The organism is Roseimaritima sediminicola (assembly GCF_009618275.1).
Lineage (GTDB): Bacteria > Planctomycetota > Planctomycetia > Pirellulales > Pirellulaceae > Roseimaritima > Roseimaritima sediminicola.
On sequence record NZ_WIAD01000042.1, the window covers coordinates 1 to 22538 of the forward strand.

A 22538-nucleotide genomic window follows, 5' to 3' on the forward strand; every position below is an offset into this window, starting at 1 on the left:
GGGAGGGCCCTACGAAAACCCTCTCCGGGCCTGAGAGCCCGACTCTCCCAGAGGGAGAGTAAAGCCGAATTAAATGTTGCGACGCGCTTAACACCTCTCGTCCTGTAGTCGAAGCCGCCAGACTTTGGGGGCATTTGCCCCCTCTCGCCGATGCTGTCCAAACGCTGGCGAGTTCAGCTACGAGGGCCGAGGTACTGGATCGCAGCGGCTATGGGCGCAGCATTTGCAAGATTCATTGAAGTTGGCGATGACCGTTCCATTTTCGTATGTGCCGAAGCCGCACAGCAGTCGATTCGCGGTCGCTCGGACGTGTCGTCGCCTCGAACCACCGCACCGTGCGCCGCAATCGCGGCTGTGCCCTCCCGCCTGAACGGCTTCCAGTCAACCGAGGCCAAAGATGACGATGTTTCGCTGCTGTTGTTCTACCACCGCTGTGTTGTTGCTGATGTCCGGCCTTGCAGCTCCTCTGCGGGCTGAGGAACCGTCCCGCGAACCGCCTTCACCCCCAGCCGCGGCGCCCCCGGCAACGCAGGAGGATCGATCGTTGCCGGGGCAAGAGAATCTGCTGGCCAAACTAGTGCGGCTGCCGCGCGGTGTTCGAACGATCGATGTGCGACCACGCAAAACCAGCCAACATCCGCTGCTACCGCTGCTGGACTGGGCCGAAGCGGGTCGGCAGCGAGTGCTGGCGGACGTCCGTGATTACACCTGTGTGCTGTCGGTGCGCGAACGCCTGCACGGCCGCTTGAGCCCGCGGAGGTACATGTTTGCCAAAGTTCGGCACGAGCAAGTGAAGGACGGACGCGTAATCGTGCCGCTGAGCATCTATCTGAAATTCCTGGCACCGGAGAGTCTCGAGGGTCGCGAAGTCCTGTACGTCAAAGGACGCGACGACGATCAGTTGCTGGTTCGCAAAGGAGGCCGATACCTGTCCTCGTTGACCACCCTGATCGATCCCCACGGCCCGATGGCGATGGCCGACCACCGTTACCCGATTACCGAGATGGGGATCCTGCGTTTGATCGAGCGGCTGGTCGAGGTGGGACGGGCGGAACTCGAGCACGGCGAATGTGAAGTCGCCGTGCAGCACGATTTCAAAACCAAACACCGCGTGTGTACGAAAGTGGAAGTACGGCACCCGCATCCACGCAAACATTTCCAGTACCACCTGGCGAGGATCTACGTCGACAACGATCTGCAGTTGCCGATTCGGTTCGAGTCGTACCTGTGGCCGCAAGCGGGTGACGAGGAACCGCCGTTGTTGGAAGAGTACACGTATCACGACTTGAAGATCAACGTCGGCCTCACGGACGAAGATTTCGACTGCGACTGTCCCGATTACCAGTTCGGCGATGTCACTACCGCCGCATCACTGGCCGACCTCAAGCCGTAGCCGAACCGGCCAGAGTCGCCTTTCGCTCCGCCGAAAGTACCGAGCGACACCTCGTAGCCGAACCGGCCAGAGTTTAGAGGAGCGACGCACGCAGTTTCAGATCTCCTCGCTCCGGCGGGATCTATGTATGAAGAAATTCGTTTTCTCCCCTCTCCCCCGAATCCTGGCGAGCCTAAGCGAGCCAGGATTCGGGGGAGAGGGGTCGGGGGTGAGGGGGCATTGCAGAGCAGCACCACTTCCGTATTTCGATGCGGAGCGAGAGTCGGAAATCGTGCACAAACAGTCATTCCGTTGCACCCGAGACCCCCTCACCCCCGGCCCCTCTCCCACCACTGCTTCACTCGCTGACGCTCGCGGCGCAGCGGGGGAGAGGGGAGAAAACGTTGCATTCTATCGCCGCTCACCGCTCACCGCTCACCGCTCGCCGCTCGCCGCTCGCCGCTTCTTCTCCAAACTCTGGCGAGTTCAGCGACGAGCCTAATAAGAAAGGCCTCAAACCGGTCGTGAGGCGACCGGGCTGAGGCCTTCGAGCCTGTTGGGCTTCGCCCTTTCGGACGGCGGATTACTTAGTACCAGTAAACGCCGAAGTTACCGAGCTGGATGCCCGAGCGGCCGTAGCCGTATCCATAACCGCCGCCGCGGTTGTAGTAGGGTCGACCGCCGTAGTTGTAGTAGTAGTTGCCGTAGCGGGGACTGCGGTACAGCGGCCGGTAGCTGCGGTAACCATAGCCGTCGTTCCAACCGCGGTCATTGTAGTAACGGTTGCCGCGGTTCCAGCGATTTCCGCGATCCCAACGATTTCGATCCCAGAAGTCGCCTCGCTGTACCACCAACGTCGTGCCGTTCTGCTCGGCGGCATCAAAGCGCAGGGAAACGTCCGGGTCGCTCGGGGCGTCGGAGTCCTGATGGTGTTGCTGCAGCCGGCGAACCTCCTGCTCCAGCTGGTGCAGTTGGCGGCGGATCTGATCCAGCGTTTCTTCCATCATCGGATCGCCGCCACCACCGAACCCGGGTCCGGGACCAAAGCCGCCTCCGAAACCGCCTTGAGGCCCATCCATCGGCGGCCGCATGGCTCGCAGGAAACGCATCGGTGCGGCGTGCACATGTCCCAGCGTCACGTCCATCTGCTGCTCTTCGCCGTCACGGCGTACGGTCAGCTGCAAGTCCGTTCCCGGACCCTTGTCTTCGACGCTGCGGACGAACGCCTGCACGTCGGTCACTTCCTGGCCGCCCTGCTTGACGATCGTATCGCCACGCTGCAGCCCCGCTTCATCAGCAGGACTTCGCGGCACCACTTGTTCCACTCGCACCCCTTCGCCATCGGTGCGGGCCAGCATCACGCCCAACCAGGCTTTGTGGCTTTCCGGCTGCTGCTCGGCACGCGAGGCCAGCATCAGTTCCTTTTTCATTTCCTCGCCTTCGCGCCACACGGTCACCGAGGTTTCTTGCCCCGGTTTCATCTTCTTGATCAGCTCCCGCAGTTCGCCGGGCGAACTGACCTTCTTGCCATCGACCGACAAGATGTAGTCGCCTTGGCGAATCCCCGCCGAGTCGGCCGGACTGTTCCACACCGTGTCCTTGACGCACACCCCTTCGCCGGGACAGGAGCCCACGATCACGCCCAGCGCCGGTTCCTCGTCCTCTGCATGCTGAGACAACATCTTGGAAGAATTTTGTCCAGCGCGTTGTTCCTGACGGTCATCACGCTGCTGCTGGCGCGCTTCGGCACGCTCGCCGCGACGCGTATCCGGTCGTTGCCCCTGGGCGATGCCCATCGTCGAAACCGCCGCGCCGGCAATCGCTGGCAAGACGACGGGCCGAAGAAAGCGGTACAGTCGTTCGTACTTCATACTCGGGTTCTCCTTATCGAAACCAAACCATCAAGGACGGACGCCAACCCCGTGCTGGCACAGCAGTCCTTTGTCGTTCGAACCCAATGAGCTGCAAACACCGCGCCCGCGATCAAATTCCGCGGTCAAACAGAAAGTAGCCCGGCCGTGACGAGGTTCAAAGTAGCACGTCGCAACATTTCATTCGGCTTTACCCTCCCGCTGCGCGGGAGGGTGTTGTCGCGGGGTTTCACCGAAAGATTTATGCCGACGTGCTTAGCACGGCCGTCCCCGGCCGTGACACTGTTCTCGGCTGGGACAGCCGAGCTACTTTTCGTCCTTGGCCGAGAGGCTGGCGTAGTAGGCGGCGAGGGCCGCGCGATGATCCTCGTCCAGGTTGTCGGCCACCTCGTGCATCAGCGAAGCGTCCGGGCCGCCGCCGCGGTTCCGCTCGGCGAACAGCCGCAGCTGGTTCTGGAGGTACTGCTGCGGCTGGCCGGCCAGACGAGGATAATGCGGTTCGGCCTGGTGTGCTTTATCGCTGTGTTCTCCAGGGCCGTGGCAGGCCACGCAGGCGGGAATCTTGGCGGCGACGTCGCCTTGATGGGCCCAGCGTCGGCCTTCACTTTGCAACCCCCGATCGATACGTGCCAACGATTCCTGCGAGGATTCCGGCGGCGGCGGTTGAGAACTGTAATGGGCGGCCAGGGCGGCGATCTGCGCATCACTCAACCAGTAAGCCACCGGCATCATCACACCGCTGTGGCGATCCTGCTCGCGATAGGCCAGCAGGGCCTGGCGAAGGTAAGCTTCGCGTTGTCCGGCCAGGATCGGCACGCGGGGGCTGCCGATGCCGTGACCATCGACACCGTGACAGGCAGCACAGCGACGGCGCACCAGGTCGATGGTCGCAGCGAAACCGTCGACGGATACATCGGCCGGCGCGTCGGCGCGGCCATGAACCATCTGCCGGTACTCCGCCGTGCTGGTCTCGGGCCACTGCTGCAGAAAAGCGACCACGGGCCAGATCTCTTGCTCGCGTTGCTGCGTCGGCCAGGCGGGCATGCCGGCGAACTTGATCCCGTGCTTGACGATGTAAAACAACTCCCGAGGCTCTTTCTGCCGAGCGGCCGTCAGCAGATTCGGCGGCTTGGGCGTCATGCCTCCGGCCACCGGCGGCCGACCGCCGCCGGGTTCCCCGTGACAGAACCGGCAATTGGTTTCGTAGATCGCCGCGCCCAACCGGACTATGCCCGGTTCGTCCAGCGGCGGCGTATCGACGCCGCGACTGTGCAGCGATACCGAACGGTCGCTGGCGAAATCCAACACCCAACGCGTCACCGCCCAGTGGCCCCCGCTGGCCTTCACCGGCACGATCCCGCTGACCAATACCCCCACGCCCAGGAGGGCCAGGGCGGCGGCGGCCAGGACGAGGCGTTTGACATGTCGCTTCTTCACGAGGTCTCTCCGCAGGGAATCGGTTCATCGCCGGGCGCAGGTGGCCGGGAGGCTTGCGCCGGTGGCCGGGAGGCTTGCGCCGGTGGCCGGGAGGCTTGCCTTGGGGACGTCAACAGCAGGTCGCGGGTCAGCCACAAGCCGCCGGCTAGAAAGGCGATCCCGCCGACGACCAACATCACCGCGCCACCGATGTGTTGATCGAGCAGCGGCGGCAGACCGCCACCGCCGTGGTGATGGACGTACAACAACCGCGGCGACATCGCCAACAGGGCACCGAGAAACGTCATGTGCATCGAGGTCAACAGCAGGGCGATCACGCCGGCACCGCTGCGCGAGCGGCTGCGAGGCAGTCGGCCGCCGAAGGCCGACAACCAAACCCAAACGCCGGCGGCCAGAAACATCGATTGCTCGATCACCAGACCGATCGTCGAATGGCGGGCGAAATGATGCAGCCCCGGCGCGTGCCAAGCCCACACGATGACCAGCTCGCCCAGCGAGGCCGGCAGAGGCGAAAAGAAGCGCGGCCAGCGGCGCACCGGATCGTAACGGCACCCCGCCGCGGCGATCGACAACAGCGGCGCCGCGACGGCCACGACGGCCATGTGCAGCGTCATGTGAGCGGCGAACGAGTAACCCGCCCAGAACGGCAGCGGGCCCAGCCAAGCCAGGATCAACACCACCCATCCCAGGTTCCACAGCAGAGGTTTCATCAGTGGCACCCCCGCACCAACACGAACACCGCGGCGGTGAACAGCGTGGCCACCAGACTGAGCAGTGCCAACAACAGCCCGGCTAGGGCGATAAAGCGTCCGCGATCGCGCGGCCGGTCCAGATCCTCGGGCAACGCCTCGCAGCCGCGACGGTGGTTGCGATAACTGATCACGCCGAAGACCACGATCCCGGCCACCGCCACCACCGAGTAGATCGCCACGAGGATCAAAAGCAGCGCATCGGAATCCGCCTCGGCAGCGTACTTGGCACACCAGATCGCGGCGGTCAAGTAACACGCCAGAAAGTGCAGCGCCCACAGCGTCGGACCGATCACGATCCACCACAGACGCTCGCTGATTTCCAGCGACTGCCCCTCGTACCGAGGCGGCGGGGCGGAGGGCGATGGGTTTGCCGAAGCGTTTACCGATTGCGTCATCGAATCCTCCTCCGCTGCGTCACGAGACCAAGGGAAACAGTCCGATCACCATCGCGGTGATCGCGGCGGTCAGCAGCATAAAGTGCCAGTACAGGGTCACGTTGACGATGTCCGCATCGTGCCGCCCGTCCATTCGACCGGCCAACCGCCGGGCACCGCAGTACAGCAGCATCACGATCGCGACCGCCAGGTGCAGCACGGTCCACAGCACCAGCACACAGACGATGGCCGAATAGGCGTGATGCGTGGGATCCATGCCGCGCGCCAGGGGCCCCCACACAAACGCCACCCCGGCCGACGCTGCCAAGACAATCGCAAGGACAAGGGTTCCATAGAACGCGCCGGCGCGGTCCTTTCGGTTGCTCCGCCGCGCCCCCAACACGGCGGCCCAGGCGGCGCCGGCCAGGGCCAGGGCCACCATCGGCCACAGCGTTCCCGGACCGATCACCGGGCGACCGTCGAACTGCTGGGGCGGAAACGTCTCGTGCACCGTCCAGAAAAAGAAGTACCCGAACACCAACGAGATGTACGCCGTGATGTCGCCCAGCATCGTGATCAACATCGCCCACCAGCCCACCGCGCGGGGCCCCGATACGTAGGTCGGCAGCGTTAATCCCAGGCCGACGTCCTTGTGCGATTTTTCCGGGATCTGAGCCGTGCCGGTCCACAACCAGGTCAGGATCGTGCCCAAGGACAATACGCCGCTGATCCCCGCCGCCCACCACCAGTGATAGGTCGAAAAGATGAACACGCCGCCGGTAAACACCGCGGCAAACATTGCCAGGAACGTCGGACCGGGAACCCGCAAGCACTGCATCGGTTCGGCGTCGACCGCGCTGGTCACCAACGTCTCGCGCAAACCTTCCTCGGCATCGGGCAAATAGAATCGACCGGCGTCGATGTCGGCCAACAGGTTCGGCTGCTGCCACAGCGGATAGCGAGTCTTGATAATGGGAATCGAACGAATGCCCCACGGCCGGTCGGGAACCTCCGCGACCCATTCCAGCGTGCCCGCGTTCCAGATGTTTCTTTTCACCAGCGGCTGCTTTGACTTGGGCCGCAGCACATCCCACAGAAACACGGCCAGCCCCGCGGCCAACACAAACGACCCGCCGGTGGAAATCAGATTGGGAATCTCCAACCCCAAGCCTTCGGCATAGGTGTAAACGCGCCGCGGCATGCCCCACAAACCACTCAGGTGCATCGGAAAGAACGCGACATTAAACCCGATCAACATCAACCAGAAACTGACCGTCCCCAAACGTTCGGATAGTTGTTTGCTGGTGACCACCGGGTAGTAGTAATAGAACCCGGCCATGATGGGAAAGATCGTGCCGCCGACCAGCACGTAGTGCAGATGGCCGACGATGAAGTACGAGTCGTGAGCTTGATAGTCGAACGGCGCGACGGCAACCATCACACCGGTCAATCCGCCGATGATGAACGTAGCCAACCCCGCCAGGACGAACAACAAACTGACGCTTCGCACCACGCGTCCGATCAACAGCGTGGCGATGAAACAAAACAGCTGGACGCCCGTGGGAATGGCCACGGCCTGGGACGCGGCGGAAAAAATCCCAATGGTGATCCCCGGCAGACCGGTGGTGAACATGTGATGCACCCACAGCCCGAAACTGAGGAAGCCGGTTCCCACGGCGGCCAGCACGATCCATCCGTAACCGGCCATCGGCACGCGCGCAAACGTCGGCACGATCATCGCAATCAAGGCGATCGACGGCAGGAAGACGATGTAGACCTCCGGGTGCCCAAAGATCCAGAACAGGTGTTGCCACAGCAGCGGATCGCCACCTCGCTGGGCATCGAAGAAGGGCCAGTCGGCGGCGCGTTCCAGCTCCATCAGCATGTCGCCGGCAATCAGCGGCGGGAAGGCGAACAGGATCATCACGGCCACGACCAGGATGTACCAGGCGTACAGCGGAATTAAATTCAACCGCATGCCCGGCGGCCGACACTTCAGCGCGCCGACAATCAATTCCACCGCCGCGGCGATCGAGGCGATCTCGATAAACGATAATCCCAACAGCCAGATATCCGGCCCCACACCCTCGTGGTACTCGGTCGTCAACGGCGGATACATGAACCAACCGCCGCGCGGGGCCACCCCGAAGAACAGCGACCCACAAACGAAAACCCCGCCAATCAGGAAACACCAAAAACCGTAGGCCGACAGGCGTGGAAACGGCAAATCCCTCGCCCCCATCATCTGAGGCAACAATAGAATCGAGATCGCTTCCAGGATCGGTACGGCAAACAGGAACATCATCACGCTGCCGTGCATCGTGAAGACCTGGTTGTACTGCTCGGCGGTCAGAAAGTCGTTGCCGGGAACGGCCAACTGGATCCGCATCACCAGTGCCAATACGCCGCCGAACAGAAAGAACGCAAAGGCGGCCAACGTGTACCACAACCCGACTTCGGAATTGTTGACCGCCGACCAGTAACGCCAGCCCTCGGGCGTATGCCAGGCCTTCAGCAATCGCTCCGCACTGCCGGCCGGCGCCTCGCCGCGCGGCTCCTGCTCGCGTGGTTCCTGGTCGCGTGGTTCCCCGTCGCGTGGCTCCCCGTCGTCGGGCCGCCGGGTTTCCTCGGCATCGCTCATCGCAGGTGCTCCAGATAGGCGACCAAAGCCTCCAACTCGTCCGCTTCCAAGTTTTCGAAGGCGGGCATCTCCACGCCGGGTTTGATGTCGTGGGTTCGAGTGATCCAGTGACGCAGGTTCTCGGGCGTGTTTCGCAGTTCCCCTGCTCCGATGGAAAGTCGGCTGCCGAAGTGCGTCAGGTCGGGCCCCAGTCTGCCGGCCGCTTGGGTGCCACGAATCTGGTGACACGCGCCACAGCCCAGGGACAGAAATGCCGCTTGGCCGGCGCGCGTCTGCGGGTCCTCGGGCGGCGTCGCCGGCTGAGCCAGCTCGGCCAGAACACGATCGAACCGCTCGCGCGGATGCACCACCACGTCGAAAGCCATGTGGGCATGCGAAGCCCCGCAGAACTCGGCGCACACGCCGCGATACCGGCCGGGGACTTGGGGATGCAGCTTCAACCGGTTCTCGCGACTGGGGATCATGTCCACCTTGCCTCCGAGCGATGGGATCCAAAACGAATGGATGACGTCCTCACTGGTCAGTTTGAACTCAACCGCTTCGCCGGCCGGCAGGTGGATCTCATTGGCCGCTTCGACGCTTCGGCCGTCGGGCAAACGATAGGCCACTCGCCACCAGAACCGCGCCCCGGAAACATCGATCACCTGACTGCCCTCGGGCGCGGGCCGCTGCAGCTCCGGTAAAAAGGAGAGTCCATAAAACAGCAGCCCCGTCAGCACCACGGTCGGCATGACGGCCCCGCCGCCGATGACCAACAGACGTGTGGAGCGGGGATCATGGCGACCGGGCCGCCACAGGGCATAGACGGCCAGACCGATCACCACGGCCCAGATCACCACCGCCCCGGCGACCATCACGTAGAACAACTGGGCAATCTGCGCAGCCCCACTGCCGGCGGTCTCCAGCGCGGATTGCGAAGGCAACGAATTCATGCCGAAAGGATTGAGGTTCATGCTGTGAAACAGGGTTCTCGCCAAACTGGGTGCCCCGCCCGGGGGTGCAGCCAACTTGCTGCATTTATTATGCCCACTTGGAATTCCCCATCGCCGGGGCCCGATCGACGGATGGCCAGACGCCGCGGCTCCGCGGAAATTGGCTCCGGCGAGGATTTCAGTTAATCTTAAAGGAGCTGCTCGGGGCTTGTCCGTGCCGCCGCTTTCTTTTCTTTCGGAACTGTTCGTATGCGTCTTCCACTGTCCCGTTGCCCCTTCCTGCCGGCCGCCTCGGCCGCCCATCGCGGTCGTACCCTGCTTTCGCTGCTGACCGGACTGGTCCTATTGGCCGGTGCGGAGTTGCCGCCGGCCGCGGCCGATCAATGGACCGATGTTTCGGGCCAGCACACGCTGGAAGCGGAATTCCTGGGACTGTGGGGTGAGAAGGCCGTCTTCGCGCTGCCCGATGGCCAGCGGAAAACGGTGTTGCTGAAGAACCTGCAGGCGGAGAGCCGACTGCGAGCCCTGGATCTGGCCGAACAGCGAAAGGCACGCGTCGAGGAGATCAAAGCTGAATTGGCCGCGATCCAGGAAGCCGAACGAGCTCCCTCGGCCGAACGCATCGAGCAGCCCAGCGACTCGGCCCCGCCCTACCAAGCCCCGTCTCAGGACGCTTCGCTGGAAGCATTCGTCGAACATCAAATGGCCCAGCTGCGCGCCGGACACCTGCTGGTGTTCTGGGATTCGCTGCCCGCCTCCTACCAGAAAGACCTCGAAGAACTCACCGTCCTGTACGCCCAAACAATCGATCAATCGGTTTACGAGCAACAACTCGATAACCTGGATCGCATCACTCGGCTGTTGGCCAGTCGGGAAGACTGGATCTTCTCGCACCCCTTGGTGATCGGCCTCCTGGGCCAGGTCAGCCAGGACGAAAACGCGGCTCGCGACACCTACCGCAATCTGATCGGATTGGTGCAAGCTTCGATCGATCCCGAAGTCGCTTCGCTGGAACGCGCCAAGCAAGGCGACCTGGACGGATTAATGCGTCGCTGGAACGAGCTCGCCGCCGGCTTCGTCCACAACCTGATGCCGCTCGTCGAACCAAACCTGCCCACCGGTTACAAGGTCACCATGACCGACGAGAACCACGGCACGATCGTCGCCCAGTACGATGACGCAAGCGGCCAAGCGGGCCGAGCCGGTGACCAACCCGGACCGGGCGGATCGCCCGAGATGTACGGCTCCGGCATGCAGCCGCCGGGCATAGCACCCGGCGGCCCCGGTGGCCCCGGCGGACGTGGTGGCCCCGGCGTCAAGATGGTGCGTGTCGAAGGTCGCTGGGTCGACCAGCGGGTGGCGGACAACTGGGACAAGACCGTCGCCGAGACGCGCGAGCAAATCGAGAAGCTGCCGGAGTTGATCGCCCAGTATCGCGGAACCCTGGACGCCGTGAACCAATGGGTCAACCTGAACGTTGCTCCGCTGGAAACGGCGCAAAGCCGAGAAGCGTTTCACGCCTCGCTGGATCCGATCCTGGCCGATGTGATGCTGAAGGTGATGCAGGCCAGACCGCGCCGCGGCGCCGCGACTTACGGCAGTGGCGGTTACGGCGAAGGCGGCTACGGCGAAGGCGGCTACGGCGAAGATGGTTACGGCGAGGATGGCTACGGCGAAGAACCCTACAGCGAAGGCGACGCCGGTTACGGCGAAGGCCCCGACGGCGGCTACGAAGGTGCCGAAGGCTACGGGCCACCACGCTAGTTTTTGCTAGCATTTCCAACTGTTTGACAGTCGCTCTCGCCAGCTCTACGCTATCGGACGGAACATCTGATCGCGGTGTTCATTCGTTTTGCCATCCAATGGAGTGAATCATGGTTGACGTGGTTGAGCGGCGTGAAGCGGCAGAAATCCAAGCCCGCACGTTGCTTCGAAACAGCCCGATCGCCGAGCTGCGGGAGCTGCGGATCGAATGCGATGAGGGCTATCTTCAGATCAGCGGCCGCGTGCGCTGCTTCTATCACAAGCAACTGGCTCAAGAGACGGTGCGCGGCGTTGCCAGTGGCTTGCAAGTTTTAAACGCCGTCGACGTCGATTAGCAACGTCGGGGCAGATCCATAACCGTCGACGACAAGGAAGCAGCGTCGACGCGGTTGGGCCACAGGATTCGATGCCGCGTGATTTGCGCAGCCGGACGGAGTATCATGTGGGGGTTTGGCAACCCGCCACCGAGAAACTTCGTATCACCGACTGGGCAATCGCATGATCCATCCCCTGCTCCGCTGCATCGTCTTGTTCGTCACATTGACGCTTCTACATTCGTCAGCCTTGCCGATCTGGGCACAGGCCACCCCTGAAGGCGAAGCTCAACCGGAACCCGAAACCGGACTGCGGCTGTCCTGGGACGACGGCTATCTCGAGATCAGCGGCCCGAACGTTCCCGGCGGCCCCGTGCGGATCCACTACATGGAAGCCTACTGCCGGCCGGGGTCGACGAAGCGCGACTGGTCGGAAACGGTCATCCCTCACGAAACGGCTCGTCACAGTGTCAGCAGCGACGGCAAGCGGTTGGTGCTGGAGGATGTGCTGGAGGACGGTTGCAAATTCATGCACTTCATCGAAGCCGGCGAGGACGAGGTCAGCTTTTACATCTCGGCTTACAATCCCACCGATCAAGCGTCGGACGTGCACTGGGCCCAGCCCTGCATGCGGGTCGACACCTTCACGGGCAGCGATCCGGAGGACGCGCGTCAGACGCAGCCGCCGTACATCCGCAAATGCTTCTTGATGGTCGACGGCGAACTGACGCGTCTACCCACCGAACCCTGGGCGACCGAAGCGCGCTACGTTCCCGGCCAAGTTTACGTCCCCGAGGGCGTCGATCGCGCCGACGTCAATCCGCGTCCGCTCAGCCAGGTCGTGCCCTCGAGCGGCCTGACCGGCTGCTATTCGGAGGACGAAAAAATGATCTTGGCGATCGCCTGGGAGGACTACCAGGAGGTGTTTCAGGGCGTGATCACCTGCATGCACAGCGATGTTCGCATCGGCGGTTTAGCTCCCAAAGAGCGGAAGGGGATCGACGGCAAACTGTACATCGTCCCGGCCGACGAGCAGCAACTGATCCGCCGGGTCCGCAAGGATTTCCAAGCCCTGAAGTAGCCGCGCCCTCGTAGCTGAACTCGCCAGAGCTCGGACAAGTGTCGCCTTTCGCTCCGCCGAAAGTTGCCCGCCCCACTTACAGCGGCGCTTCGAAATCCAGCTCACCGTCTCGCAGCGGCCGCCGAGGAACCGTCTCGATCGCCGGCGCGGCGGCTTCGGTGGTCGGCCGGAGCGGCAGGGACTCGCCGCTGGAATCGATCGTCGGCGGCGCGGTGGATTCGATCATCTCGTCCTGGGCGACCAACGGTTCGGGACGCTCCAGCTGGGGATCCTGAGACCAATTGGGCAGCGGTGGCGAGGCGGGCAGCGTGACGGCGACCGGCCGGTACTGAGGCACGGCTTGGGGAGCACAGCAAGCTTGCTGCGCTCCGCAGCAGCGGTCACAGCTCTGCTTGGCTTTCCAAAACATCCATTCTTCACAGCAGGAGCGGGAAGCGATGTAGATGCGGTCGCCCGGCTGCAGTTGGTAGTTCGTCGTGGTGTCGCCCAGCTGGGTGATCTGGCGGTAGCAGATCGGCAGCACGACGCGGCAGGAACCGGGTGCGGTGGGACGCGCGAGCAGGATACGGCAGGGGGCCGCCAGGTCGGTCAGCCCACCGGCTTGCAGGATCCCGTCGAGCACGGTTTCGTGACCGACCAGTGGATAAGCGCCGGGCGATTGAACTTCGCCCAGTACATAGTAGCGTTCGATGCCGTCGAGCAGCCGCACGTTCACCTGAGCCGGCGAGGCTTGCATCGCGACCAACCGCTGCTCGATGGCGGCCTCGGCTTCTTCCAGCGTCATTCCGGCGACCTGCAGGCGACCGAAGCCGGCCAGGTCGAGGGTGCCGTCGGGCATCACTTTCTGATCCGCCGGCAACCGCACGTTCTCATCGAACTCGACCGCTTCGATCAACAGCACGTCGCCGGGCTGGAGGTAGTGCACCGGAACGACCGATAGGTCCAGTTCGCGTGGCAGCGGGGCCCGAGACGGCGCCTGCTCGAGAACCGCTTCGCTCTCCGGCGTCAGCAGGTGTCCGGTGGGATAGAGCGAGATACCCAGCGAGCTGCAACCGACCGACGACAACAAGCAGCAGCAAACCAGCAGAGTGCGGATCATAGGATTCACCGGGTTACGCGGGACAAACCGTTCCAGTAGTGTTCGTCGACAACACCGCTGCAACTGGTTTGCTCCGATCCTGCGGCCCGGCACAACAGGCACCGTACGGCATTTCCACGCAACCGGAACAGTTTGCCAGACGCAAAGCTCTTCAGGCTCCAGTGTCACCCCTCCGGGGTTTGGCGTGTGTTGGGGTCATGCCCCAGGGGCTCGCGCCCAATGCCATCTACTTTCACCATCGCTTGCGATTGAAGCGTTAGCGGAGCGGCGCAAGCCGCCCGGTGTGTGAAGGTTCGCACCGCAAAACCGGACGGCTCGCGCCGTTCCGCTACAAAGAAAGTGGCATTGGTCGCTAGCCCACGGTTACGCCAGTTGCGAAGCAACGACCGTCGATAGCCTGGGATGCCAATCCCAGGTCGGCCACAGCCCACCCCACGGATAGTCGCGAAGCGACGACCTTTGGCTTGCGCGACGCAATTCCTCGATGGACGCTGTAAGGCACGAGCACAAACGACTGCCGTCGCTCCGCGACTCCTGACGTGTCTTGGGGGGCTCCTACCTCGGATTGGCATCCGAGGCTATCAACTGCCATCGCTTCGCGATTCAGCGTGTTGCGGCAGACGCCAGACCACAGAACCGGACGCTAGCGCGCCAGCGGCTGATCAACGCATCAGCTGCCGCAGGGCGCGAGCCCAATGCCATCTACTTTCACCATCGCTTGCGATGGAAGCGTTAGCGGAGCGGCGCAAGCCGCCCGGTGTGTGAAGGTTCGCACCGCAAAACCGGACGGCTCGCGCCGTTCCGCTACAAAGGAAGTGACATTGGGCGCTAGCCCCCGGGAAGCGCTAATCCAGGGCGGCGCCGAGCACGACTGCGGCGGTGCCGCGGCGAGCTTGACGCAGGAAGAACTCGGTCGCGTTAGCGCGCAGGGTGTCGATCGATTTCAGCTTCACTCGCGGATTGCTGACCGGCCCCGACAAGCCCACTAACAACGTCCGATTGCTGAGCAATTCGTTGGCTTGGATGACGACCGACAAGGGCACGGCCGCCTCGCCGGCGAAACCGGCCAGCCGCCGCAACAGGATGTTCTGGGCGGCAAAGTCGCCGGTGTTCAGGACCGCGTCGATCGCCATGCGGCCATCGGCCAGCCGAATTTTGCCGTCGGCAAAGACCCGCAACTGGCTGTCCAGCAACCAGAACTCGTCCAGCACAACCGCTCCGCCGCGGATCACGCCCTCCATGCGGCCTTGGTCGAAACGCACCGATCCCAACGACACCGCGCCCAAATAGTTCTGCGTGTCCGGTAATCCCGGTACCGCGCGAGCCTCGGTCCCGTCCAGTTCGGCGGCAAAGCGGCCTTCCAGATCACTCAGCCCGCGAATCGATCGTCCGCCCAAAGTCAGCTCGCCCGACGCCCGCGCCGTTCCCAGCGAGATCGGGCCGCTGCGGGTCGGAAACAAATCGGTAAAGTCCACGCGGTCCGCCTTCCAGTGGCTGGCCAGTTTGATCCCGCGGCGATCGACGGTCGACGCCACGCTGGCCTGCCCCGTCCACTTGCCGCGCAGCGTCCGCAGCTGGATGCGATTCAAATCCGCTCGCCAAGATCTCAGGTCCTTGGCCACCTGCACGCGAAAGCCCGCGTCGCCGGTCTGGATCGGGATTTCGATCAATCGTCCCTCATGCCACTGCACCGCCCCGCTCAACCGGATCGCGTCGGCATAACGAAGCCGCGCGGTCAGACTGCCGTACCCGTCGACGTACCGGGGCGCTTCGGACCACAGCGGGAGCAGGGCCGCCGACACGTCCACACTGCTGGCTCGAACCACCATCTGTCCGCGCCGCCAACCATCGCTCCAACCGCCCGAACCGCTCCAGGTCCCGCCCGCATAGCGGCCTTCGAAGCGGTCCAGCCACAATCGTTGCCGGTCGCCACGCAGGTGGATCTGCAACTGCGGCGAAAGCAACCGCGTGCCGTACGTGACCTGCTGCAGCGTCACCGCCGCCGTAAACTGCGGCCCCACCAGATCAGAACCCGCCACATCAGAACCCACCACATCAGAACCCGCCACATCAGAACCCGCCACGCTGGAATCTGCGGCGGACTGGACGGCGACGGTCACGGATACTTTGCCACCGACGTCGAGCGGCGTCCGGCCGGGCACGAGCCGCGCCGCGCGCTGCAGGTCGGCCGCGTCCAACTTCACCTCGGCCCGCCAGGCGTCCTGCCAAACCTCCCGCCAACTGGTCTTCTGCTCCAGCGACGAATCGGCGCTGACGGCGAACGTTCCGCCCAACAGCTCGCCGCTGCCGGCCAGCTCGATCGCCCGGCCGTCGTGGCTGAGCTGCACCGTCGCCGATCCGATTTCGGCATCGCCCAGACTCAAACGCCTCAGGTCCAGCGACGCGCGGCCCCGATGTCGGTCCGGACGCTGCCACCGCGCGGCAGCGACCCGCCAGTCGATCGCGCCCGAGGATTCGGCGACCAACATCCGATTGCCCAGCCCGAGCAGCGGCAGCGGCACGGGCAATCGCAGGTCGCTCCAGCTCACATCGATGTGGTGCTCCGCAGCCGGCGGGGCGGCGCCGCGAACCAGGGTCAGCTGGCCTTCGACACGGCCTCCGAACAGCTCGCCCTCCAACCGGTCCAGCTCCAGCACGCCGGGACGCAGTTCGTAATCGGCCGCGATTTTTCTGATTCGCAGCCGATCATCGACGTCGGCCTCAGCCATCTCCGCTCGACCATCCTCGCCCGATGCTTGGCCGCGATCGGAACTGCGAACGATTGGGCTCAGCCGAAACCGCGTCTGGTCGAAGTGCAGCCGGTGTTCGAGCAATCCCAGATCGAACCCCCACAGGCGGAGCTGCGGCGATGCGACTTGGGCGACGACATTCCACTGCCACGGTTGTCGCTGTCCCGCCGCTCGCAGACGCAAGTCCAGCTTGCCCTCCGCCGTGCCGGCGGGCTGAGCCAACATGGCGGCCACCTGCTGGGTCGGTACATCGTTGGCGACCAGCCGCACCTCGAACGCTCGCCGGCCCAGGTATTCGTAGCCCAGCGAACCGGTCACGCGCACGTCCGGCTGCTCGGCGTAGTGAACCGCAAAGGAGGGCACCGACAAGCGGCCGTCGCGCTGCTCGATCGGTCCGCTGGCGATGTCCAGCGGCGGCGAACCGTTGATTCGCAGATCCGGGCTATCGATCGCGGCGGTCACCTGCCACTGGGCCGGATCATCCAAGGCGTCGACGGCGCAAATTAATTCTGCTTGACCATCCAACCGCCCGGTGACCTGCGTGCCGGCCGGCAGCACCTCGGTTCGCTCGAGCAACTGCACCAGCGGACCGATGGCGGTTCGTTGCAAGACCAGATCGGCGGCCAGCGTGCCTCGCGGAACCAGTTCGACACGCGCCGAACCGCGAACCGTGCCCGCGGTCGCTTCGGTCGCCACGGCCCCCGCCCCGGCTCGGCTCCACAGCGTCCGCAATTCTTCCAGATGCAGCACGCCATCACGATAGCGAACGGCGGCCGCAAAATCATTCCACTCCAGCGCGTCGATGCGCAGGCGATTGGAGGACAGCGAACCTTCAAAGCGATACGCACGGGCCTCGCGGAGGCCGTTCAGAGGCACCGAGACGCGAAACCGAACCGAGACATCCCCGGCGACTTCCATCGGCAGGGTCACTCCGATCGACGCCAGCCGGTCGGCCAGCTTGCGGACGTCCACGTCTTGAAACGACCAGTGGGTCGTCCAGTACCGATACTCGGTTTTCGCCGGAGCCGCCCCGGACGCCTTGTCGGACTGGGGTGCCTCGTCGGGCTGGGGTGCTGTATCGGACTGGGCCGCCGGGTTGGCCTGCGGCGGGTTTTCGCTCGGCGTCTGGTCCTGGGCCGCCGCGACGCTCAGGCCTAGCAGCAGCGTCATCACGCCTGGAAGGGTTCGACGACCAACGCGCCACGCCGTCAGGCCCAGCGTGACCAAGCGTTCGAAGGCGGAGCCAGTGAGGGGGCGACGAGCGGACCGGAGTGAGCTCATGGGGATCTGCCTCGGCTGGTGGAACTGGCTGCTGATCTCGCCAGGGATTGGATCGCAGCGGCGAGCAGGTCCGAAGTCTGGCGACTTCAGCTACGGCCACACCCGAGGATCCAATCTTGCCGTCGCCTTAGACGGTCTGCAGCTGGAACAGTTCGGGTCCGGAGTGGACCGTCTTGATGCGACCGATCAGGGTGGTGGCGGTGGCATCGGAGATTTCAATCGGCAGGAACTCGCCGGCCTGCCGCCGGTTGCCGTCGTAGACCACGATGCGATCGCACAGCGTCCGCCCCATCATCTGACACAGCGGGCCGTCGTCAGCTTGCTTCTGCGCCCGGCGGCTGGGGCCTTCGACCAGGATCTCGACGGTTTGACCGACAAAGCGTTGGTTGTCCGCGGCGGAGATTTCATCCTGAACGGCCAGCAATTCGTTGTTGCGGCGGTTCTTGACCTCCTCGGGCACATCGTCTTCCAGCCGCTCCGAAGCCTTGGTGCCGGCGCGGACGCTGTACTTGAAGATGAAACTGTTTTTGAATCGACAGCGGCGGACCAGGTCGACGGTCTGCTGGAAATCCTCTTCGGTCTCGCCACAGAAGCCGACGATGAAGTCGCTGCTGACGGCCGCCTCGGGCAGGATCCGTTCGATCCGCTCCATCATCTCCAGATAATCGGCCACGGTGTAACCGCGGCGCATGCGTTTGAGTTGTTCGTCGCTGCCGCTCTGCGCCGGCACGTGCAGGTAGGGGCTGACCTTGGGCAGGTCGCGGATCGTCGTCAGCAGTTCCTCGGTCATGTCCTTGGGATAATTGGTGACGAACTTCAATCGCCGCAGCCCTTCGATCTCGTGCAACTGCCGCAGCAGGTCGCTCATCCGCGTCACGCGGCCATCCTCGCCGGTGTGGCGGTAGCTGTTGACGGTTTGTCCGAGCAGCGTGATCTCGACACAGCCCTGGTCGGCCAACACACGAGCCTCGGAGAGAATCTGTTCGGGGCTGCGGCCCTGCTCCGGGCCCCGCGTCATCGGCACCACACAGTACGTACAGAACTTGTCACAGCCGATCTGGATCCGCAGGTAAGCCTGAAAGGGGGTCGGCCGCATCGACGGATCGCGGAGCGGATCGAAGGTTTCGTGGCTGCGGCGAATCACTTCCTGCGAGCCGGACTTGCGGCCCAGCGAAACGGCCAGTTGCCGTCCCTGGCCGCTGCGGATGTTTTCCAGCAGCGTCGGAATCTGCTGCAGCTGGCCCGGACCGACGATCAGATCCACGTAGGGGGCACGCTGGAAGATCAGCTTTTGATCCTTCTGCGCCATACAGCCCATCACGCCGATGGTTTTGTCCGGATTGTGTTCTTTGGCCTGCCGCAGTTTTCCCAGCGCGCTGTAGATCTTCTCTTCAGCGTGCTCGCGGACACTGCACGTATTGAACAGCACCGTATCGGCTTCGCGCGGCGTGGCCACCAGCTCGTAGCCGTGGCGTTTCAGGTCGGCGACCACCATTTCGCTGTCCAGAACATTCATCTGACAGCCGACCGTTTCGATGTAAAGTCGTTTGCTCATCGCTATCGCTAGGTTACGTCTTGCTCGCCGCCGGATGCCTCACGGTCGTCGGCTTGACTACGTTGGACATAGTCTCGAAGGGTTTTGACATAGAAGGCCCGACGACGCGTCAGGATTCCAGAGAACATCGTCATACAGACAAACGCTGCTACGGCCCACAATACCCAATCGACTACGGAAAAATCCAGCACTCCCATGACCTTAACCTAACGTCCAGAAGGAACAAGCGGTCCCCAGCCCATCAGCCGCCTCGGCCCTAGCCGCCGGTTCTCCATCAGCCGCCTCGGCCCTAGCCGCCGGTTCCCCACCAGCCGCCTCGGCGCTAGCCGCCGGTTCTCCATCAGCCGCCTCGGCGCTAGCCGCCGGTTCTCCATCAGCCGCCTCGGCGCTAGCCGCCGGTTCCCGGCCCTGCTACGGCAAAATTAATATTCCACCGGCGATCGCCGCCCCCTCGACCAGGGCCGCGTTGCGTTGGTACGGCGGCCGCTGGCACAGGGCCGGAGCACAGCTGCCGGGCCGGTAATAGCCCAGCGTGTAGTAGCAGTCGCAGGGATGTTGGACGGTCGCCAGGTAGGGCAGCATCGGCACGGTGGCGAAGAATCGGGCGCCGCTGACCAACGGCTGCAGGGGCGGACAACGCTCGTGACCGTGTCGCTCCAACATCACATCTTCGAAGTACAGCGGATTGGAGAACGTGTTGGGGGCCTGCCAGAGGTAGGCCGAGTAGGACCAGTTGCCCGGCCGGTCGGGACCTTCGGGCAAGGGGATGACGTTCTCGGCCGAGGGCTCTTCGAGCGCCTTGGGCAGAGCTCGCACGCCGATAACCGACAGATCGATCGTCGGGGCCCGCAGCTCGGGCAGGTGGAACATGCCGTCCTCTCGCTCCACCAGCCGGTCGTCGCCGTAGATGCTTTCCCCACCCAACTGGAACCCGCGGGAACCGGGCGCCGGATAAGCTTCCGAATCGGGCGTCCGCAGTCCTTCCGGGTCCAGCGCCTCACGGATGCCGGCGTCGGGCCGCGGCAGGGCGTCCTCTTGCGCCCGGAGGACGGATCCGTCGAGCGACACGGCCAGAACCATCACGCATCCCAGTACGGCTTGTTGCCAGCATTGTTTCACGATGGACATCCTTTGTCTGCCAAAAGAGCGGGGCGAGGACAGACGTCACCGGCTCCGGGCCGGCACATCCGCCTGACATACCCTAGCAATCGTCACCGCAGGGCCCGGCCGGACAGAACAACCGCTCGCCCCGGCACAATCCCTACAGCCAGCACCCCTTTCGATCGGCCGCGACGGGCCTGGTGATTCGTCCAAGGTGGACTTTCGCGTAGCCGATCCTGCCAGAGATTGGATCGAGGCGGCGAACAGGCCCAAAGTCTGGCGACTTCAGCTACGGGCTCGCCTCTGCCCTGGTCTTTGGAATCTTCTTCGCTTCGAATTCCAACGACGCACTGTTCATACAGTAGCGTTTGCCGGTGGGAGCGGGGCCGTCGTTGAAGACGTGCCCGAGATGCGCTTCACACCGTGCACAGTGGACTTCGATGCGGGGGTACACCATTTTCCAGTCGCGTTTGGTGCCCACCACCCGCTCGTCCAGCGGCGCGTAGAAACTGGGCCAACCGGTGCCGGATTTGAATTTCGTGGCCGAGGTGAACAAGGGATGGCGGCAGACGACGCAGCGGTACAGGCCTTCGCGTTTGTTGTTCCAGTAACGATTTTTGAAAGCCGGCTCGGTGCCCTCCTGCTGGGTCACGCGAAACTGCATCGCACTGAGCCGCCGGCGCAGCTGGACGACGCTCTGCGGCTTGTACTCCGGCACCTCAAAGGGCAACGCATCAGCCGCCGCATCGGCGCCGCTGGACGGATCGCCCCCGGCCGCCGGACGAGTCACGGCCTGCCGAGGCAACTGCTGAGCAGGCACAAGCGAGGCCGCGCCCCAGAACAGCAAACCGGCCCCAATCCCTCTACGCAGCCACCTTCCCCAACATGCCATCGTCCACACCTCCGGGATAGAATCCAGACGGAAACCTCGACAGAAAGCCGCCGCCGAACTCGACAAACCGGCGATCGACTACCATTGTAACCACCCGTCCAGTTTTCCCTTTCCCAACCCGAGGATTCGCTTGACCACGGTGACCCTGTCCGGACTGACCAAATCCTATGCCCAGACGCTGGCGATCGACGCGGTCGACCTGGAGATCCGCGAGGGCGAGTTGTTGGTGATCGTCGGCCCGAGTGGCTGTGGCAAGAGCACGGCTCTGCGGTTGATCGCCGGCCTGGAGAAGCCCGACCGCGGCCAGATCCATTTCGGCGAGCGCTGCGTCGACACCGTACCGGCTCGCCATCGCGACGTGGCGATGGTTTTTCAGGACTACGCGCTGTATCCCCACATGAGCGTCCGAGACAACCTGGGCTTTGGGCTGCGGATGCGGGGCGAGCGGCGCGAGCAGGTGCGGCGGCGCGTCGCCGAGGTGGCCGAAGCCCTGGGGCTCGATTCGCTGCTCGACCGCAAGCCGGCCGAGCTGTCCGGCGGCGAGCAGCAGCGGGTGGCCGTGGGCCGCGCGATCGTCCGCCAACCGGCCGTGTTCCTGTTGGACGAACCGCTGTCGAACCTGGATGCCCAGCTGCGCGAGGGCCTTCGGGTGGAATTGGTCCGCCTGCACCGCCGCCTGCAAACCACCATGATCCACGTCACCCACGACCAAACCGAAGCCATGATGATGGGCCAGCGAGTGGCGGTGATGCGCGGCGGTCGGATCGAACAGGTGGGTCCACCGCTGGAACTGTTCCAGCGGCCCGCGAACCGCTTTGTCGCCGGCTTTCTGGGCACGCCCCCGATGAATTTTCTAAGCGCCCAGATCGACGGCGAAGCCTGCCAAAGCGACGGCTTTCGGTGGCCTCTGCGGACGCCCGGCACAAGTGACGGGCCGGTCGAAGTCGGAGTCCGGCCCTCGGCGTTCCGCCTGGTGGCAAGCCCGAAGGAAAGCGCCGCGAGCGAAAGCGCTGCGAGCGAGACGCTACGGCTCGACGTCGAGGTCGTTCAGCCGCTGGGCGCGCGCGTGCTGCTGCAGTGTCGCGGCCCGGGCGGCCAGCCGCTGGGCGTGGAATGTCCCGCGGCCGGAGCTCCGGCCGCCGGCGACACGCTCACCGCCGAAGTCGATCCTCGGCAGGTACACGTTTTCGATCCCGCCACCGGCCGGCGGCTCGAGACGGTTCGCGACGGAGATGAGATCTGAAGTCTGCTGACTTCGGCGGAATCTATGTACGGCTCGGCGCGATGGAATGCAACATTTTCTCCCCTCTCCCCCGCTGCGC

17 protein-coding genes are annotated in these 22538 nt (G+C 64.1%); 5 read left to right on the forward strand and 12 right to left on the reverse strand.

Going from position 1 to position 22538, the window contains the following annotated elements; translation table 11 throughout:
- Positions 1–610 precede the first annotated feature (610 nt).
- Positions 611–1393 (forward strand): DUF1571 domain-containing protein, encoded by a 783-nt coding sequence (locus GE027_RS17190; RefSeq protein ID WP_162006780.1) that lies wholly within the window; start codon positions 611–613, stop codon positions 1391–1393.
- Positions 1394–1959: 566 nt separating this feature from the next.
- On the opposite strand, the gene GE027_RS17195 is transcribed toward GE027_RS17190, so the two are convergent.
- From GE027_RS17195 to coxB, 6 genes are all read right to left on the reverse strand, one after another.
- A complete protein-coding gene (locus GE027_RS17195; protein ID WP_153558456.1) occupies positions 1960–3243 on the reverse strand; it encodes a PDZ domain-containing protein in 1284 nt (427 codons plus the stop codon).
- A 306-nt stretch (positions 3244–3549) separates the two neighbouring features.
- Positions 3550–4680 carry a c-type cytochrome gene (locus tag GE027_RS17200; protein WP_153558457.1) on the reverse strand — a complete coding sequence of 377 codons (1131 nt, stop codon included), beginning with the start codon at positions 4678–4680 and terminating at the stop codon, positions 3550–3552.
- Positions 4677–5390 carry a cytochrome c oxidase assembly protein gene (locus GE027_RS17205; protein WP_237607611.1) on the reverse strand — a complete coding sequence of 238 codons (714 nt, stop codon included), beginning with the start codon at positions 5388–5390 and terminating at the stop codon, positions 4677–4679. The genes GE027_RS17200 and GE027_RS17205 overlap by 4 nt, the downstream gene beginning before the upstream one ends.
- Complete coding sequence (locus tag GE027_RS17210) at positions 5390–5827, reverse strand: transmembrane prediction (RefSeq protein ID WP_237607612.1); 438 nt, start codon at positions 5825–5827, stop codon at positions 5390–5392. Before GE027_RS17210 ends, GE027_RS17205 begins: the two co-directional genes overlap by 1 nt.
- A 19-nt stretch (positions 5828–5846) precedes the next feature.
- Positions 5847–8447 carry a cytochrome c oxidase subunit I gene (gene ctaD, locus GE027_RS17215; protein ID WP_153558459.1) on the reverse strand — a complete coding sequence of 867 codons (2601 nt, stop codon included), beginning with the start codon at positions 8445–8447 and terminating at the stop codon, positions 5847–5849.
- Positions 8444–9400: a cytochrome c oxidase subunit II gene (gene coxB, locus GE027_RS17220; RefSeq protein ID WP_237607613.1), complete on the reverse strand. Its 957-nt coding sequence runs from the start codon at positions 9398–9400 to the stop codon at positions 8444–8446. The genes ctaD and coxB overlap by 4 nt, the downstream gene beginning before the upstream one ends.
- Before the next feature lie 228 nt (positions 9401–9628).
- On the opposite strand from coxB, the gene GE027_RS17225 reads away from it, so the two are divergent.
- From GE027_RS17225 to GE027_RS17235, 3 genes are all read left to right on the forward strand, one after another.
- Positions 9629–11143, forward strand: coding sequence for a hypothetical protein (locus GE027_RS17225; RefSeq protein ID WP_153558460.1), 1515 nt, complete (start codon positions 9629–9631; stop codon positions 11141–11143).
- Positions 11144–11253: 110 nt separating this feature from the next.
- Positions 11254–11478 (forward strand): BON domain-containing protein, encoded by a 225-nt coding sequence (locus GE027_RS17230; RefSeq protein ID WP_153558461.1) that lies wholly within the window; start codon positions 11254–11256, stop codon positions 11476–11478.
- Between the two features lie 163 nt (positions 11479–11641).
- On the forward strand, positions 11642–12538 hold the full coding sequence (locus GE027_RS17235; RefSeq protein ID WP_153558462.1) for a hypothetical protein: 897 nt from the start codon (positions 11642–11644) through the stop codon (positions 12536–12538).
- Between the two features lie 76 nt (positions 12539–12614).
- Here the strand turns inward: GE027_RS17235 and GE027_RS17240 are convergent, their stop codons facing one another.
- From GE027_RS17240 to msrB, 6 genes are all read right to left on the reverse strand, one after another.
- Entirely contained in the window at positions 12615–13637 is a 1023-nt protein-coding gene (locus tag GE027_RS17240) for a polysaccharide biosynthesis/export family protein (protein WP_153558463.1), read from the reverse strand.
- Positions 13638–14482: 845 nt separating this feature from the next.
- Positions 14483–17557, reverse strand: a complete 3075-nt coding sequence (locus GE027_RS17245) for an AsmA-like C-terminal region-containing protein (RefSeq protein WP_153558464.1) — start codon at positions 17555–17557, stop codon at positions 14483–14485.
- Positions 17558–17795: 238 nt separating this feature from the next.
- Positions 17796–19223, reverse strand: coding sequence for a tRNA (N6-isopentenyl adenosine(37)-C2)-methylthiotransferase MiaB (gene miaB, locus GE027_RS17250; protein ID WP_153558465.1), 1428 nt, complete (start codon positions 19221–19223; stop codon positions 17796–17798).
- Positions 19224–19231: 8 nt separating this feature from the next.
- Positions 19232–19357, reverse strand: coding sequence for a hypothetical protein (locus tag GE027_RS23605; protein ID WP_261344063.1), 126 nt, complete (start codon positions 19355–19357; stop codon positions 19232–19234).
- A gap of 277 nt (positions 19358–19634) precedes the next feature.
- The gene (locus tag GE027_RS17255) at positions 19635–20342 is read right to left on the reverse strand and encodes a hypothetical protein (protein ID WP_153558466.1); all 708 of its coding nucleotides are present in this window, start codon (positions 20340–20342) and stop codon (positions 19635–19637) included.
- A 271-nt stretch (positions 20343–20613) separates the two neighbouring features.
- Positions 20614–21144, reverse strand: coding sequence for a peptide-methionine (R)-S-oxide reductase MsrB (gene msrB, locus GE027_RS17260; protein WP_237607614.1), 531 nt, complete (start codon positions 21142–21144; stop codon positions 20614–20616).
- 211 nt (positions 21145–21355) lie between these two features.
- Between msrB and GE027_RS17265 the strand changes: the two genes are divergently transcribed.
- Positions 21356–22459, forward strand: coding sequence for an ABC transporter ATP-binding protein (locus tag GE027_RS17265; RefSeq protein ID WP_237607616.1), 1104 nt, complete (start codon positions 21356–21358; stop codon positions 22457–22459).
- The last annotated feature ends 79 nt before the right edge of the window (positions 22460–22538 follow it).